12 protein-coding genes are annotated in these 16,594 nt (G+C 36.4%); 9 read left to right on the forward strand and 3 right to left on the reverse strand.

The window, feature by feature from the left end; all coding sequences use genetic code 11:
• Positions 1-4: 4 nt before the first annotated feature.
• The gene (locus WH188_RS07430; protein ID WP_339423651.1) at positions 5-1,441 is read right to left on the reverse strand and encodes a 3-keto-disaccharide hydrolase; all 1,437 of its coding nucleotides are present in this window, start codon (positions 1,439-1,441) and stop codon (positions 5-7) included.
• 272 nt (positions 1,442-1,713) lie between these two features.
• Here WH188_RS07430 and WH188_RS07435 point away from each other — a divergent pair, with 272 nt between their 5' ends.
• The 8 genes from WH188_RS07435 (at position 1,714) to WH188_RS07470 (ending at position 11,989) form a co-directional block, all read left to right on the forward strand.
• On the forward strand, positions 1,714-4,200 hold the full coding sequence (locus WH188_RS07435) for a ThuA domain-containing protein (protein WP_168127151.1): 2,487 nt from the start codon (positions 1,714-1,716) through the stop codon (positions 4,198-4,200).
• 305 nt (positions 4,201-4,505) lie between these two features.
• Entirely contained in the window at positions 4,506-5,213 is a 708-nt protein-coding gene (locus WH188_RS07440; RefSeq protein ID WP_339423652.1) for a hypothetical protein, read from the forward strand.
• Positions 5,214-5,532: 319 nt separating this feature from the next.
• The gene (locus WH188_RS07445; protein ID WP_339423653.1) at positions 5,533-5,865 is read left to right on the forward strand and encodes a hypothetical protein; all 333 of its coding nucleotides are present in this window, start codon (positions 5,533-5,535) and stop codon (positions 5,863-5,865) included.
• A gap of 3 nt (positions 5,866-5,868) precedes the next feature.
• The gene (locus WH188_RS07450) at positions 5,869-6,150 is read left to right on the forward strand and encodes a hypothetical protein (RefSeq protein WP_021189975.1); all 282 of its coding nucleotides are present in this window, start codon (positions 5,869-5,871) and stop codon (positions 6,148-6,150) included.
• 9 nt (positions 6,151-6,159) lie between these two features.
• Entirely contained in the window at positions 6,160-7,791 is a 1,632-nt protein-coding gene (locus WH188_RS07455; protein ID WP_339423654.1) for a PepSY-associated TM helix domain-containing protein, read from the forward strand.
• Between the two features lie 277 nt (positions 7,792-8,068).
• Positions 8,069-8,812 carry a LytR/AlgR family response regulator transcription factor gene (locus WH188_RS07460; RefSeq protein WP_132770790.1) on the forward strand — a complete coding sequence of 248 codons (744 nt, stop codon included), beginning with the start codon at positions 8,069-8,071 and terminating at the stop codon, positions 8,810-8,812.
• On the forward strand, positions 8,809-10,734 hold the full coding sequence (locus tag WH188_RS07465; protein WP_339423655.1) for a sensor histidine kinase: 1,926 nt from the start codon (positions 8,809-8,811) through the stop codon (positions 10,732-10,734). The genes WH188_RS07460 and WH188_RS07465 overlap by 4 nt, the downstream gene beginning before the upstream one ends.
• 61 nt (positions 10,735-10,795) lie before the next feature.
• Positions 10,796-11,989 (forward strand): metallophosphoesterase, encoded by a 1,194-nt coding sequence (locus tag WH188_RS07470; RefSeq protein WP_339423656.1) that lies wholly within the window; start codon positions 10,796-10,798, stop codon positions 11,987-11,989.
• 16 nt (positions 11,990-12,005) lie between these two features.
• Here WH188_RS07470 and WH188_RS07475 read toward each other — a convergent pair whose 3' ends face one another.
• Entirely contained in the window at positions 12,006-12,599 is a 594-nt protein-coding gene (locus WH188_RS07475) for an HD domain-containing protein (protein WP_339423657.1), read from the reverse strand.
• 362 nt (positions 12,600-12,961) lie between these two features.
• Here WH188_RS07475 and WH188_RS07480 point away from each other — a divergent pair, with 362 nt between their 5' ends.
• On the forward strand, positions 12,962-15,211 hold the full coding sequence (locus WH188_RS07480) for a DUF5703 domain-containing protein (RefSeq protein WP_339423658.1): 2,250 nt from the start codon (positions 12,962-12,964) through the stop codon (positions 15,209-15,211).
• A 170-nt stretch (positions 15,212-15,381) separates the two neighbouring features.
• On the opposite strand, the gene WH188_RS07485 is transcribed toward WH188_RS07480, so the two are convergent.
• Entirely contained in the window at positions 15,382-16,581 is a 1,200-nt protein-coding gene (locus WH188_RS07485; RefSeq protein WP_339423659.1) for a hypothetical protein, read from the reverse strand.
• Positions 16,582-16,594: the final 13 nt, after the last annotated feature.

Consider the following 16,594-nt stretch of genomic DNA (forward strand, 5'->3'; position numbering starts at 1 on the left):
TCAATTAGAATGAAATAGAATAATTTAATTGTTTGTCTAGGAGAATGATTAATTCTTTTCCTCCGTTAGCATCTCGAATAATAGGTTTAGGAGCACCTTTGTCAAGTTCTAGGTAATAAGACTGACCATCAACGAGGTAATAGCCTTTCGCTAGTTCTTCAATTGAACTTGCATTTGCCAGTAAAACATACAAGTTAGGGACAGTTTTGTCTATGTTTATGGATCTGTTCAGTCCTTTACCATCATTTGAAACTGTGATGATATCGGTGACTTCAGCGCCATATATATTATATTTAAATTGTGGTCTATCCTCATTGTCGATAATATAACCTTTAGTTTTAAAACCACTACCAGTACTGTCAGCAGGCCATGTGGTTTGAACCGTTGCGAGCTGTGCTAAAGCAGGAGTAGCTTTCTTTACAAAAGAAGTTACTGCTCCACGGGCTCTAGAAGTACCGTTTCCTCTACCGTCCCACATAGGAGTGGCATCAATAAATTCGCCATGCCATCCCTGCAACAATAGGCCATTGTCCAAATCATAGCTGTAATGTGTCTTTAATGGACTGCCGACAGATATTGCGTGAACAGCAAGTAACTTAGGTGCATAATTCACAAAACTTCTAATCATGGTATTAGAAGGTGCATCTATATAAATAGGGTCAGCATCACCACCGCCTCTATTGTTTACATTAATCTGTTCTTCGGGAAGTTTTGATATTTTAATATTTCGAAAAGCAACTGAACCATGATCGCCTTGAAGACGCAGTGGACCTAACGGCTTTTCTTTATCGGCCGCTCCGCCCGTTGGACCAAACAATTCAACATTATCCTGAACTAAAACACCATTCAGTTCCACAGCTAAAACTCTCGCATTTGCAGTCTTTTTTCCTGTAGCATCAAATTTAGGCGCTTGAAATGCAATTTTTAAATGTTGCCATAGACCTGGTGCTTTGCTTGCATTTTGACGAGGAGCATAACCTTCAAAACCTTTGGATCCTTCCGGTCTAGCATCATCCCAACGTTCGTATATACCGCCATTGTCAGACGACATGGGTTGCAGCACTCCCCAAGAATCTTTAAGTTGGACTTCATAATTCCCCTGTAGGTAGATTCCTGAATTTGAGTTCTTTGCCATTAAGTAATCCAGTTCAAGAATTATATTACCATGAACTGCATTTGTTAACAAGTCATACCCCTTCATTTTATTAGAAGTGATGTTAACAAGGATACCGGATCCTTTTGTAGCTTTCAATTCATTCTCATTTCTTGGGTCAGAGATTACTTTTTCAGCAATAGTCCAAGATTTTCCTACAGCATTGAAAGCAGCAAGATCATTAAGTTTAATTTCCGATTGATCGGTTAGCTGTTGGGCTAGTAATAATGTCGTTCCAAATAACCAGCATAAGCCGGTTGTTCCGAACTTCAAATAGTTTAATTTCATATGGAGTACTAGGTTTAAAAATTTAAATATAGTAATTTTTGTGCTTGCTAAAAGGATTTTGTGTAACAAAGTGAATATACTGACTGTTGCGGTTAATATTAACCTATGATTTCTAAATATTCATATTACTGGTAAAATAGCCTCTAAAAATGGATCAGCAAAATAATATATATATTGGCTAAAATAAAGCTAGTATGAGTGGGGTTATAGTTGCATCTTTATGTCAAGAATACAAATTTAAGTAAGTACAACCGATAATATTAAAATTTATTATGATTAAAACACTTTTGTCAAAGATTTCTTTACTATTGATTTTTATATCAGTTTTAAGTTCTTGCCATCAAAAGAGGTCCGGAAAACCAAGAGTATTGGTTTTCAGTAAAACTGCAGGTTTCCACCATAATTCTATTGAAAAAGGAAATATTGCCCTCCAGAAGTTAGGACTCGAAAATAACTTTGATGTAGATACAACAACAAATGCAGATTGGTTCACCGAAGATTCGTTAAAAAATTATTCAGCTGTGATATTCCTAAATACCACTGGTGATCTTTTGAATAATTATCAGGAAGCCGATTTTGAGCGTTATATACAAGCTGGGGGAGGTTTTGTCGGTATTCACGGAGCTGCCGATGCCGAGTATGATTGGGGCTGGTATGGAAGGTTGGTAGGTGGATACTTTGCTACTCATCCTGAAGTCAAAGAAGGAAAATTAACAGTGGTTGATAAAAAACATCCAGCAACAAAAATGCTTCCCGATACTTGGGTACATACAGATGAGTGGTATGTCTTTAAAAAACGTTATGAAGCTACCCATGTGTTAATGAATATCAATAAGGAGGTATATGCAAATCCAGAACAAATGGCCGAGACGCCAATGGCCTGGTATCATGATTTTGATGGTGGCCGTTCTTTTTATACAGGTTTAGGTCATCAAGATGAAGATTATTCAGACCCTTTATTCTTAAAGCACATCTTAGGTGCTATCGAATATGCAATTGGAGATAATTACGAATTAGATTATGGTAAGGCTAAAACAAAGCGGGTTCCAGAAGAGGAACGATTTACGAAAGTTTCATTGGCTGTAGGCGAGTTCTTTGAACCTACCGAAATGGCCATACTTCCTAATTTGGATATTTTAGTAGCACAACGTCGGGGAGAATTGCTTCATTACAATCAAGAAACAAAAAAAGTAACTCAAGTGGGACTGTTAGATGTTTATCACAAAACTGAAACACCCAATGTTAATGCAGAAGAAGGATTTATGGGGTTAACAATAGATCCGGATTTTGCAGATAATCATTATATATACGCTTTTTATAGTCCAAAGGATACATCTGTTAATCGTTTGTCACGTTTTGAGTTCAAAAATAATAAGTTAGACCTCGCAACCGAAAAGATTGTGCTTCAGTTTTATTCACAACGAGATATCTGCTGTCATACTGGTGGTTCTTTAGCATTTGATAAAGACCGAAATCTTTATTTATCAACAGGAGACAACTCAACACCATTTGACGAAAAGGATCAAAAATTTGTCAGCAATGGTTATTCACCGCGGGATGATAGGGCTGGACATGAGCAGTATGATGCCGCACGTAGCTCTGGAAATAGCAATGATCTGCGTGGTAAAATTTTGAGAATAAAAGTAGCAAAAGACGGTTCATATCAGATTCCAAAAGGAAATTTATTTCCAGAGGGACAGGAAAATACAAAACCAGAAATTTACGTGATGGGAAACAGAAACCCCTATAGGATATCTGTTGACCCGAAAAATGGATTCTTGTATTGGGGAGAAGTGGGACCTGATGCCAATACCGATAGTTTAGGTAGAGGTCCTCGCGGATATGATGAGGTAAACCAAGCGCGTAAGGCAGGCTTCTTCGGGTGGCCATTTTTCGTAGGTAATAATTATGCCTACAATCCGTATAATTATGAAACTGGAGTTAGTGGACAGGCATTTGATGTACAAAAGCCAATTAACAGTTCCCGGAATAATACCGGTATAAAAGAATTACCGGCCGCACAACCGGCCTTTATATGGTATCCTTATGCAGAATCAACAGATTTTCCACAGGTGGGTTCAGGAGGGCGTAATGCGATGGCCGGGCCAGTATACTATTCGGATCTTTATCCAAAAGAAACGAGGTATCCAGATTACTATGATGGCAAGCTATTTATTTACGATTGGGTTAGAGGATGGATCAAAGCAGTCACTATGTTACCAAATGGAGACTTTGATAAAATGGAACCATTTATGCCACATACAAAATTAGCTTCTGCGATTGATATGGAAGTTGGTCCTGATGGAAGAATATATCTTTTAGAATATGGTAACGGTTGGTTCAGTAAAAATGCAGATGCAGCAATATCAAGAATCGATTATAATGCAGGTGAATTAGCTTCAAAACGTGTTAATAAAACTGTTTCGGCAAAAAAATCACCAAGTGATACGACTTATAAAGATTTAGATAAAGCAAACGGAGCATTGGGGCATAAAGAAGGATCAGATACACCAAAAGGAGAAGCTTTAGTGTTAGCTTCTGATTGTCAAGCATGTCACGGTGTCGACAAGAAATCAGTTGGTCCTGCATATACAGTAGTTGCTAAACACTATAAAGATAATAAGGACGCATTATCGTTGTTATCTAAGAAAATCATCAATGGTGGAGGCGGTGTCTGGGGTGAGGTAGCCATGCCTGCTCATCCATCATTAAAGCAAGAGGATGCGAATGAAATTGTTAAATGGATACTTTCATTGTAGGAGTTCCATAGATTTTTATTAAACGTTACAAAAGAGGTTGTATCATCAGATACAACCTCTTTTGTTTTCTCTGATTTGATGTTTATTGACAGGCAATTACAGAAGATAGAAACGAGTAATCAATTTTCACACAATGATATTTAGGACTTCTTAAAAGTTCTTTTCATAAATATAATTATGGTTACCAATCGCCTAAACCAGTTATACTCCAGATATAAATTCATTTAATAGAATTAATAAATTGACTTGGATATTTTGTCAATGTTTGTATATTTGTCCATTATCTTTAATTAATCTAAATAACAATGTACTACGTTAAGCAACTATTAATTGCGATGATTGTACTTTTTGGCGGTAACCAAATAGTTCAAGCTCACGCGATTTGGATTGAAAGTAATCCTGTAGGTATTAAAAATCAATCTCATACCATCCGAGTTTACTATGGAGAATATGCAACTGGAGAAATTGAAAAGACAAAAGATTGGTATTCTGACTTGAATCAGTTAAAACTTAATCTTGTTGATTCTGAGAATAAGGTTGAGCTAAAACTTACTGATAAAGGAGAATATTTAGAAGCTAGTTTTGTACCTGCTAAAGATGGCATTTATCAGATCTTTGTTTCTCACCCTGCCAAAGAACTTGGAGGCACCACACGATATGAATTTTTAGCGCAAAGCCAGATTCAAGTAGGTAAAGACGTTGGATATGCAGCAATACCTTTAGCCGCTCACTTTATCTTCCAAAACAAAATCTTTAAAACAAATGATCTGGTAGAAATTCAGTTATTGCGCGGGAATAGTCCAGTTGCTGATAAAGAAGTTTTGGTGATGTCTCCAAACGGTTGGAGCAAAAACTATAAGACTGATAGTCAAGGTAAAATTAAGGCAGAGGCTATCTGGGCTGGTACTTACGTAATCGAAAACAGTCATATGGCAGATCAATCAGGAACTTGGAACGATAAAACCTACAATAAGAATTGGCAGGGACTTACCGCAAGTTTTCAAGTAAAATAAAAAGCGTCATCTAGAACGGTAATTCTAGAATGACGCCAAAGGTAGTCTAACGGTAATTAGGCTGCCTTTACTACTACGTTAAGCATGTAGTATATCCCTAAAAGTGTTACAATTTAAAAGACAATGCAAAATAGCAAAATAATATTGACTATTGATGTAGAAACATTGGATTTGAAAATTGAGGAGGGATCAATAACTGCCGTCGCGCGTATTCAATAAATATTTAGTATAAAAAATTGTTTCATATCAATAACAGGTAGAGCATAAGGGAATCTCAAAGAGATTCCCAAGTTCTATCTTTTAATTTGCTTTTCTCATTATGATAAGTACAGTATGTTTAATATTGTTTATTGCATTTATGTTATGGATGAATACTTCCAAACGTATTGCGTGGAAGAATAAATCCAAACTTTGGGCCAATCTTGCCGATCGAAAAAAACAATCACGTACAATAGCAATAGTTCTGTTCCTAATAGCTACTGCCTGCTTGATTTATGTTGTAGGTATAGCCAGTGGAATATTTGCTTTTTTTGTTATCCTCATGTGTATGGGCTGTCTAGTAGTCTTTTTCTTTCCTTTTTCCTACTTTGGTTATCGTGTAGTATTAGGAGTTTATTTATGTTCATTTCTGATTGAAGTACTTATTCATTAATCTATGCCTGCTAATAAAAAATATTTAACAAAATCTCCCTGGATAAGACTTTGTCGTATTTTGTTGGGAACCCTAGGTGGTTATACGGTCATGATCAGTTTTCATGTATTATTAACAGCATTATTTCCACCAGAAAATGTAATTGCTACGGCCTTCTTTACCGGATATTTACTTTGGGCATTTTTATTATTCTGGGCATTTTTAGAGCCTAAATTGTGGCGGTTGGCACTAACTTATATTGGCCTTACTTTATTGTTTTCGCTACCTTATATTATCAATCATTAAGTTTATACCATGGATCAAAGAAAATATAATATTTACTTTCATACCCACACGATCAGTGGTATTGTTATCGCAGCACTGCTTTATGTGATTTTTTTTGCAGGCTCTTTCTCTTTTTTTAAAGATGATATCGCTGCATGGCAAAAAGGTAAATCACTTAGCAATGTAGAATCTCCCGCTGACTTCAATTATATATTGGATTCGATGGGAACAAAATATAATCTCCAAGGTAGAAATTTCGACTTCTATTTATTGAGGCAAGGACACGGGACTTATGTTAATATGAGTGTGTCACAAGATACAACGATCAGTAAACCTGAACCAAAAACCGAAAAATCAAAAGGTCGTAAGAGACGGGGAGCAAAAAATGAAGATTCGGCCTATTTTTTACACTCATTTGTAGACAAAACACAGAGTTCTTATGATGAAGGCTATGATATCGGCGAATTTTTATATCGATTACATTTCTTAGCACCGCTCAATCAGATTCCAATTCGATTGGGAACTCCATTTGGTTACCTTCTGGCAGGAATTGTTTCATTTTTGTTTCTGTTTGCCTTGATTACAGGTTTATTTCTTCATTGGGATAAGATTAAAAATAACTTCTTTTTATTTAGACCCTGGAGTAAATGGAAAACAGTGTGGACCGACATGCATACTGTTTTGGGAGTTATCGGATTTCCATTTCAATTGATATTTGCCATTACAGGAGTTGTTCTTATCGTAAATTATGTATTGATTTCACCATTTAGTAAATTAATTTACAATGGTGATCAGGATAAATTATACCAGGAGCTTCAGTATAACCGAGCGATGGAACCAACTTACAGTTATCAACCCTTAGCCAAAAAATTAGATGTCAACGCATTCGTAAACCACTGGATGAATGAATGGCCAGAATCGGATATTTCGAGACTTTATATCCGAAATTTTGGAGATAAAAGTATGGAAATTGCTTTAGAAACTAAACCTAAACCCAGCGCTAGTTTCGCGGGGTCTGGTTATGTTCTTATGAAAGCCGCTGAAGCAAAACCTTCATCAGTAAAATCACCTACAACAGATGCAACATATGTTGATTGGGTAAAAAGTTTAGTTTATCACCTTCATTTTGGAGATTTTGGAGGTAGGACCTTGCGTATTGTTTATTTCGTTTTGGGTTTACTGGGCTGTGTTGTCATTATTTCAGGCATTATGATTTGGCTGGTAGCACGAGAAAAACCTAATATTCCTGCATACAAAAGGAAGTTTAATTTTTGGGCAGCCAATCTGTTTATATCTATGTCGCTAGGGATGCTTCCTGTTACTGCATTTACCTTTATTGTCATAAAATTTTCAGCTGTCGTAAATCAGAGTTTTATCTATAGTCTTTATTTTTATAGTTGGTTAGTGATGATCATCTATTTATTAATACTGCGTGATCTAACGAAAGTAAACAAGCATACCCTATTCTTATCAACCATTTTGTGTTTGGCAGTACCGATTGTAAATGGTATCACCACAAATCTCTGGATCTGGAATACATTTCAAACAAAATCATATGATATCTTATTTATTGATTTGCTTTTTACTACAATGTCGATTTTATGTGCATTTGCTTTTTTTAAAGTAAAGAAACAAGCTAAATCTTTTAAAATATTGAAATAAGTATGTCCTGTTGTTGATCAGGAAACATAAGTATCCAGTTCAATAGATAACAAAAGCGCCAATCTAATAAAGATCTGGCGCTTTTGTTATTCAATACGTTATTCGATTATCATCTCATGAGAATAGAACTTAAAAAAATGATCGTTCCAATCTCGATGCTGATCTTTAAACTATTTCCAAATGTTTATTTCTTATTGCTATATCGTTAAATTTAAAAAATGAATTTATTTTAGAGCACTTACAATATACTATCTTTACAATAGCTAAAAGTGAAAAGATGATAACCGTTGCCATAATAGAAGACGAGCCTGCAGTTCGTAAAGAGATCGCTTACCTGATACAGCAAGAAACCAATACCGAACTTGTGGGTTGGGCAGACAGCGTACATAAAGCCATTAAGTTGCTTGAAGAAAAGCAACCAGATGTAATATTTATGGATATTCAGCTCAAAGATGGAACAGCATTCGATTTGTTGAAAAAATTAACGCCCATTCCACAAAATATAATATTCATTACTGCATATAATCATTTTGCTATAAAGGCCATCAAGTACGGAGCACTCGATTATCTGCTCAAGCCTATTGATGAGATAGAGCTCCAGGAGGCATTAGAGCGATATCGTCGTCGAAGGGAAAATAATCCGCAATGGATGCAACAATTGTCTTTAGCACAGACCTCAATCCAGATAGGTGAATTACCAGAAAGTATTGTTTTGAATTCCATCAATAACACACGCATTGTTTCTGTTAGTGATATTGTCTATTGTAAAGGTGATGGTCCATATACTCTTTTCATTTTAAGTAATGGTGATAAGGAGCTTATCTCAAGACCTCTTAAGTATTACGAGGAACTTTTGCCAGCTCCACATTTCTTACGCACGCATCAGTCTTATTTGGTTAATCAGCAATATATCTCAGGCATTAACCGATCCGAATATATTGTTCTGAAAAATAAAGAAGAGATTCCAATCTCTACACGACGGAAGAATACGATATTAACCCAACTTTTTTTGAAAAAATGATACGTATACAGCTACTTATTTTTTATTTATGGATGGTTATAGGTTATTCATCTTGTAAAGACAATAACAAGAAAGTTTTGTTGGCAAAATCTGATGATGCCATTTCGGTTCAGATAAAGGATTTGGAAAAAGTAGGAGCTAATCCCACCAATAGAGATTCATTGATTACTGTTTGGCGAAAACTCGATCGAAACCCCATTGTGAAAAATGATACCATACAATCATCAACCGTTAAATATCAATTGGCAAGGCTTTACAGTATGAAGGGCAATGATTCTGCTCGTGTCCTTATTGAAGATGCACTTGAACTGATAGATCCTATAGATGGTGGTTTTAAGAATAAGGCGCTTATATACAATGGGATGGGGAATGTTTTGAGCATGGGAGCCCGGATGAAAGAAGCCAGTTATTATTATAACAAAGCAGCCGCAATTGTTTTAGCAGACTCAACGGTAGATCTGTCATTTATAGCAAAAACATCTATGTTACTATCTGCAGCACAAAGTAACCTCCTAAGCTTTCAATATGACTTAGCTGAAAAAATGAACCGTGCTGCTTTGCCTATGGCAGATTCATTGCCACAAGGACATATTAATCGACAACGTGTGCTGGTACAAATGATACAGACTCTGAATAAGCGCCAGAAACCAGCAGATAGTATGTCTTTTTATCTTCAAAAACTGGAAGTGTTACATGCGCAGAACCCTGATAAATATAATATTAGTTTTCTATACGATTCTAAAATTCAATATTTTGAAAAACATAAGCAACTTGATTCGTTACTTCATTATCAGCTGCTTAAAATTAAATCAGATGGATATCTGTACAATGAAGAGGCAACTTCCAGTGAAATTAATAATCTTTTTATCGATTACTGCAATATTGCAGCTATTTATACGGCTCAAAAACACGCAACATTAGCCTCACAATTTCTTGAAAAAGCAAAATTTCTAAAGGAAAAACATACAGGACTAATTTTCGCAGACAGTGATCTCGTTTATCAGCAAAGCTTGGCATCATTGTACAATTTACAGGGAAAGAAAAATGAAGCCATAGCGGTATTGACTCAAACAGCAGCATTACAAAAAGGAATCTATCAGACAGAAAATACACAAGCTGTTGCAGAAATGAATGCTCTTCATCAGTTGCAGACTAAAGATCGCTCTATTCATAAATTAAATGAAGGTATAAAAATTAATAAACTGCAATTGCAACAAAATCGTTTATGGCTTGCCGTATCTGTTTTAGGTATTATCCTCCTTGGTGTCACCATATTGTTTTTGTTTTATAGTTTTCGTCAACGTCGTTTTCTTCAAGAAAAAGAAAAAATACTATTGCAGCAACAATTGTTACGCACACAGATGGAACCCCATTTTATCTTTAATACATTAGCAGCTGTACAGAGTTTTGTGCGGTTGGATAAAAAAGAAATTGCCATCAAATACCTTAACCGTTTTAGTCGATTATTGCGTAGCAGTTTAGAGCTCAGTCGCGAAAATCGTGTACCTCTAGATGAGGAGATTGAAACGTTAGAGAACTACTTAAGCCTGCAGCAAATGCGTTATGAAGATGCATTTAGGTATACTATATTACAATCAATCGAACATGATCTGGGAGCAATTATGGTTCCGCCCATGCTTATACAGCCTTATGTAGAAAATGCGATACTTCACGGGATCGATCTGGAAGACGGTCTAGGAGATATTAGTATTCATTTTGAGATAGAACAAGATATCTTACAAGTAAAGATTGCAGATAGTGGTAAAACTGAAACAAGTAATTTTGATTCTGGACACCGGTCATTATCAGGTACGATCAGTCACGAGCGAATACAATTATTGGGTAAAAAGGCAAGCGTCTCTATTACAGAAATTCCAGAAGGTGGCGGTACATTAGTAATTTTACGTATTCCTGTCGAATAGGAATAAATGTTCTGTAACTCATTTTATGTTTTGGCACGGCATTCGCCTTACTATATACAATATGGCACAGAGACTTATTTTAATTTTATTACTATTCCTCATAGGAGATATTTATTTTTATCAGGCAATAATTACACTTTTTTCAAATCCGCTGATCCATGTCATTTATTGGCTTATTGATATTGTTGTACTGGGTGCTATTATAGTCACTATATTTCTGCGGAAACGTATTAGCGATATTCAGCGTTATGCATCGAGTTTGATCACAGCGATGTTGCTTATCTTTATTCCAAAATTATTTTCTGTTCCGATTCTATTATTGGAAGATATTGGTCGACTATTCCGTAGTTTTCCGCCCAGGAATTTTTACGTTAGTGAACTTGTCGCAGTACTTGCTGGCATAGTCTTTTTGGCGATTATTTTCGGGCTGACTAGAGGTCGTCATTTTTATAGGGTTAGAAAAGAGATCTTACATTTTTCAGATTTACCCGAAGCTTTCGATGGTTTTACCATTACACAATTGTCCGACATCCATTCTGGTAGTTTAAGTAACATCAAAGGTGTACAGAAAGGTATTGATCTTGCGAATGCCCAAAACAGTGATCTGCTCTTATTTACAGGAGATCTGGTCAACAACATGGCTTCCGAGATGGATCCATGGATTGATCTTTTTACCACCTTAAAAGCTCCTTATGGGAAGTATTCTGTTTTAGGTAATCATGACTATGGTGATTATACCAAATGGTCGAGCACATCACTGAAAGAGGCAAATCTGATGCGTGTAAAGGAAATCCACAGCGAGATGGGTTTCAAATTATTACTTAATGAAGCTGTCTTACTGCATAAGCATGGACAACGTATTGCATTAGTCGGGGTGGAGAATTGGGGTAAAGGCGGTTTCCATCAGTTTGGCAATCTCAATCAAGCAACAGATGCTATACCTGCCGATTCCTTTAAGATCCTGATGTCGCATGATCCATCACACTGGGATGCAGTTACTGTAGATCACGCTAAACATGTTCACCTCACCCTGGCTGGTCATACGCATGGTATGCAATTTGGAATTGAGCTTTTTGGTTTTAAATGGAGTCCTATCCAGTACTTTTATAAACAATGGGCAGGACTGTACCAACGCGAAGGAAAATTTCTATATGTTAACAGAGGATTTGGCTACCATGGTCTGAAAGGCAGGGTGGGCGTATGGCCCGAAATCACAGTTCTTACCTTAAAACGCTCCACCGACCAAGTCGAATAAATGAGCCATTTGCAGTTTAATCTTTTCTTAAAATACCATTTTCCACGCTTTCGTTGATGAGTTCTTCAGCATATTTCCATATCGTAGTAGATCCCTCATTAATGATTTTCTTTTTTTCGAATACCTTACTGTAATCAACATCAAACTCTTTCCAGGTTCCCCCATTATTTGAAGTGTTTTGCAAGAGAGGTTCCAATCGATCCAATGTTCTCGCAAACTTAGCTTCAGGAGTTAGACCTGCCTCAAATTCTTCCCACACTGCAATAAATTCTTTCGACTGTTCTTGAGGTAACAGGCCAAAAATCCGATTAGCAGCCAGTCTTTCTTGGTCTGTATTAATATGATTTTTTTGCATATCGTAGATGAAGGTATCTCCAGCGTCAATTTCAACAATATCATGGATCAGAACCATTTTTACCACTTTCAAGACATCAATTGGTTCGTTTGCATGTTCAGCCAAAATCAATGCCATCATCGCCAGATGCCAGCTATGTTCCGCATCATTTTCATTACGGTTACTATTGAACAATTTAGTTTTCCGTTGTATGTATTTGACCTTATCGATTTCTTTTATAAAATCAATTTGTTTCAATAAGATTTCAAAATCCATCTTGACAGTGTTAAGAGATTGTCTTACAAAGATAGTTTAAATTATAAAAGTAATCCTAGGTGGCTCTTTGATAAATTATTAAACATCATTTACTAAGTCATTTAGCCCTTTTCTAAAAGAAGTTAATAATGCATGCATTTCATGTTAATATTGAATGCATACTTTATGACTTTACTCTATAGCTTTATAGGAAGAAAACAATTTAATAATAACCAATTGCAGCTATTAGCATCTATTTATTTTAAAAGTTGATTAGGCAAGCTATTAATGGATCAATTCGTATTGACACATTGATTTGATCGATCTACAATGATATAAGAAAGCTGTGCTATCTGCAGTTTGTATTCAAAATATTTTTAAAAATGAGTAGACTCCGACTAACCATCTTGTTTATAGTGCAATTGCTGATATCCGAAGCATTTCCGCAGGAAGAGAAGAATAACTATAAAATCGTTTTTAATACACCATCCATCAACGAAACAGGTAATGTTCCAATCGGTAATGGAAGTCTAGGCAGTAACGTCTGGGTAGAAGAGAATGGCGATCTATTATTATATCTCTCGCGTAATGATTCACATTCTGAATTACAACGGCTGTTAAAGTTAGGAAGGATCAGGATTTCCTTTTCAGAGAGTCCTTTTTTTAAAGGGAAGCCCTTCCATCAGGAATTGAATCTGAAAGAAGGAACATTAAAAATTCTAGCGGGGAAAAAAGGAGAGAAGTTAAATTTAGAGATCTTTATTGATGCAAACTCTCCTGTGATGTATATTTCTGGATATAGTGAAAAGCCAGTTCAGGTAAAGGTGGCTTTGGAAAACTGGAGAAAAAATAAACATGAACTCAATACGGAAGAACTTGCTTCTACCTGGCTCTATAGAACCGGAGTTCCAGAAGGGGCACAAGCCTGGGAATCTGCAGATGTATTTCTTAAAAAAACGGATGTTATTGCTTGGTATCATCGAAATGCCTACAGCAGTGTGCCTGTGCACATTAAGAAACAAGGAATGGAAGACTATGCTAATCAGATTATTGATCCCTTGAAGGATAATACTTTTGGCGGTTATATCAAAGCTTCAGGTTTAGTAAGTCTTTCTGATAGCGTTTTACACACCAAGAGGCCATTAAAAAACATTGATATTCGGATAGCCGGCTATACCCGGCAAACACCTGATGCGGCAACTTGGGAAAAGGAAATTGCTGGATGGATTGCTCAGTCTCCTAGTCCTAAAAAAGCCTATCAACAAACCGCTAAGTGGTGGACAGATTTTTGGAATAGAGGATGGATTGATATCAATAATGGTTCTGATAGTCTATCAACGTACACCCAGACTTATATTCTGTCTAAATATCAGATGGCCTGTCAGATGCGAAATGAATTTCCTGCTCGATTTCAGGGAGGAATTTTTAATGTAGATCCAAAGTATGCCTATTATGGACCTGATGTACGTCAAAAGAATTACTCGGCAGATTATCGATTTTATGGCGTGAATTACTGGTGGCAGAATGTGCGCTTTTTATACCTACCACAGTTTGCACAGGGTAATTTTGACATGATGAAACCGTTTTTTGATTTTTACATCAAGCAAGCGAAGACTTTTGAAGCCAGATCAAACAAATATTATGGTGCATCGGGTATCTATATGCAGGAATGTATCAGTACATTCGGCTTACCGGGAATGGGCGATTTTGGATTGGAATCCGATGTATATTCTGAAGAATATACAAAAGATATATGGCAACAATGTTTAGAGATGTCAGTGATGATGTTCGATTACTATCATTATACCGGTGACGAAGCGTTTTTAAAAACAAAAGCGTTGCCTTGGGCACGAAAAGCACTTCAGTTTTACAATACACGTTTTAAGAAAGATGAGCAGGGCAAGTTACATATTTTTCCAAGCCACGGATTAGAAACATATTGGACGGATGTTGTCAATGATATGCCTTCTATTGCCGGACTACATTATGTATTAGAAGAACTTTTAAAACTACCTCAAAGTACATTAACTCCTGAAGATAAACAGAATTGGACTACTATGCTGTCCACTATTCCCGATCTGCCGAAGAAAAAGGATAGTCTTGGGAATGTTGTGGTGGACAATGCCGCTTTTTATAATCCTCAAAGAACAAATTATGAAGCACCGGATTTATATTGTTTATTTCCATTTCGGATTTATGGGATCCATAAACCCAATATTAAAGAAGTTGAGCGAGCCTATTTCAATATGCCCAATCCAGGTCGGGTATGCTGGTATCAAACAGGAATTTTTGCTGCTCGTTTGGGTCTTGCCACAGAAGCTGGCAAAGATATTAAAGCCCGCAGCAGTGCATATCTAAAAGGTTTTCGATTTAAAGGATACATGGATAGCCCGCACGATTGGAAACCAGATTATGACGGTGTTGGCAATATGATGAATACCTTACAGGAAATGTTGGTTCAATGTGACGGAGATAAGATTTATATGTTGCCGGCTTGGCCAAAAGACTGGGATGTGAATTTTAAAGTACATGCTTTTAAAAACACGGTTATTGAAGGTACTTATAAAAATGGGAAAATGGAATTATTGAAAGTGATGCCTGAAAGTAGAAGAAAAGATATCATCTTTTACTGAGATGCCTCTTATAGAAATATTGAAAAAATCGAATCATAGTGCATGAATAGAGATAGTTTTAAAGTACTAATTATTTATACACTTATGAAAAGCCACATCGCGTTGACTGTGAATAAAAAGAGTCTAACTCTTAGTGATACAACGTAGCGATGTGGCTTTTATGATTGTAATTATTTCAACTTATTGATATGATAAACCTGTGTAACGCCAGGATCTATTTCAGCACCTTTCTTTACACTGTTATTTTTAATATTGTACTCATAAATGAACCACTTTGATGCAGGCGTTTTTACGGCTGTGTAAAGATTGCCATTTTCGATCAGGTTAATTGTAGTGGTTGGATCTCCGCCAGTCATTTCAGCTAAATTTGCGATGATCTTTTTGTTGGCAACATCTATCACATAAGGTCTGATATAAGCCTTGCCGTCACCTAACCAAGCTAAATCGCCTCCCTTTACAGCATAGTCTTTAAGATCGTAAAGATAGCTCTTGTCAAATTCGGTCTGGCCATTGTTTACACGCAAAATCGCATAAGTACCATCTGTCTTGCCTCTGGTTAAAAGATATAGGTTATTATTGTCATCAAGGAAAGAATAGTTTTCTCTTTGCCAGTGACCTGCAACATAACTCGCTCTATCGTCGCTCATGATATGGCCATTTGCCATGCTCGGGTAATCGCAGATATAAGCGTAAGCTTTTGTGTTGACAGGCTTATAATCGACGTTGTAATAAAAGAACCCGAAATATGCTTTGCCACCACTAATGCGCATACTGGTTACGTTCAATATGGTTGGATCAACACTGCCATCTGGTTTGTAAACCGTATAATCTAAGGTTGGAATCTGGGCTTTTAATGTCTTATTTAGCGTCATATCCTTAGTATTCATAAAGTAAATGTCTTTTTCAAATACTTTTTTCTCCAGATTTGCATCACTGGCGCCTGTAGATGTAAAGACGATTTCATCAGTGGTACTGAATTGGCTTGCTACTTTTCCAAGATAAAAATCGCTCGGAAAAGCGTAGTTATCAACCTCTTTAAACTCTCCGCCATCTGTCAATTGATGCTTACTAAAACGTGTACCATCATTGGATAGGTAATAAGAACCGTTAAAAACATAAGCATAACCTGCGTATCGGGCCTGAGGCAAGTTACCAGTGATATCAACCCCTTTATTATTTGCAGGTGATAATAAAGTGTCTTTCATGATTTCATCTGTTGTCAGGAGATATGATCCATTTGCTGTCGCAACCCATACCGAATACTTGGATGGTATTGTTTCTGTAACTTCAGGAATACTAGGGCTGTCTTTACATGAGGATATCAGCACTGCAGCTAGTGTACAATAGCCAAATAGTCTATTTTTTTTCATGATTATTAAGGAT

Source organism: Sphingobacterium sp. MYb388 (genome assembly GCF_037479535.1).
In the GTDB taxonomy this organism is placed as follows: domain Bacteria; phylum Bacteroidota; class Bacteroidia; order Sphingobacteriales; family Sphingobacteriaceae; genus Sphingobacterium; species Sphingobacterium anhuiense.

Bases quoted from the DNA above. Each gene is read 5' to 3' on its own strand.
- WH188_RS07470 (WP_339423656.1), top strand. From the start codon at position 10,796: ATGGCACAGAGACTTATTTTAATTTTATTACTATTCCTCATAGGAGAT.
- WH188_RS07475 (WP_339423657.1), bottom strand. From the start codon at position 12,599: ATGGATTTTGAAATCTTATTGAAACAAATTGATTTTATAAAAGAAATC.
- WH188_RS07460 (WP_132770790.1), top strand. From the start codon at position 8,069: ATGATAACCGTTGCCATAATAGAAGACGAGCCTGCAGTTCGTAAAGAG.
- WH188_RS07465 (WP_339423655.1), top strand. From the start codon at position 8,809: ATGATACGTATACAGCTACTTATTTTTTATTTATGGATGGTTATAGGT.
- WH188_RS07450 (WP_021189975.1), top strand. From the start codon at position 5,869: ATGCCTGCTAATAAAAAATATTTAACAAAATCTCCCTGGATAAGACTT.
- WH188_RS07455 (WP_339423654.1), top strand. From the start codon at position 6,160: ATGGATCAAAGAAAATATAATATTTACTTTCATACCCACACGATCAGT.
- WH188_RS07435 (WP_168127151.1), top strand. From the start codon at position 1,714: ATGATTAAAACACTTTTGTCAAAGATTTCTTTACTATTGATTTTTATA.
- WH188_RS07430 (WP_339423651.1), bottom strand. From the start codon at position 1,441: ATGAAATTAAACTATTTGAAGTTCGGAACAACCGGCTTATGCTGGTTA.
- WH188_RS07445 (WP_339423653.1), top strand. From the start codon at position 5,533: ATGATAAGTACAGTATGTTTAATATTGTTTATTGCATTTATGTTATGG.
- WH188_RS07485 (WP_339423659.1), bottom strand. From the start codon at position 16,581: ATGAAAAAAAATAGACTATTTGGCTATTGTACACTAGCTGCAGTGCTG.
- WH188_RS07440 (WP_339423652.1), top strand. From the start codon at position 4,506: ATGTACTACGTTAAGCAACTATTAATTGCGATGATTGTACTTTTTGGC.
- WH188_RS07480 (WP_339423658.1), top strand. From the start codon at position 12,962: ATGAGTAGACTCCGACTAACCATCTTGTTTATAGTGCAATTGCTGATA.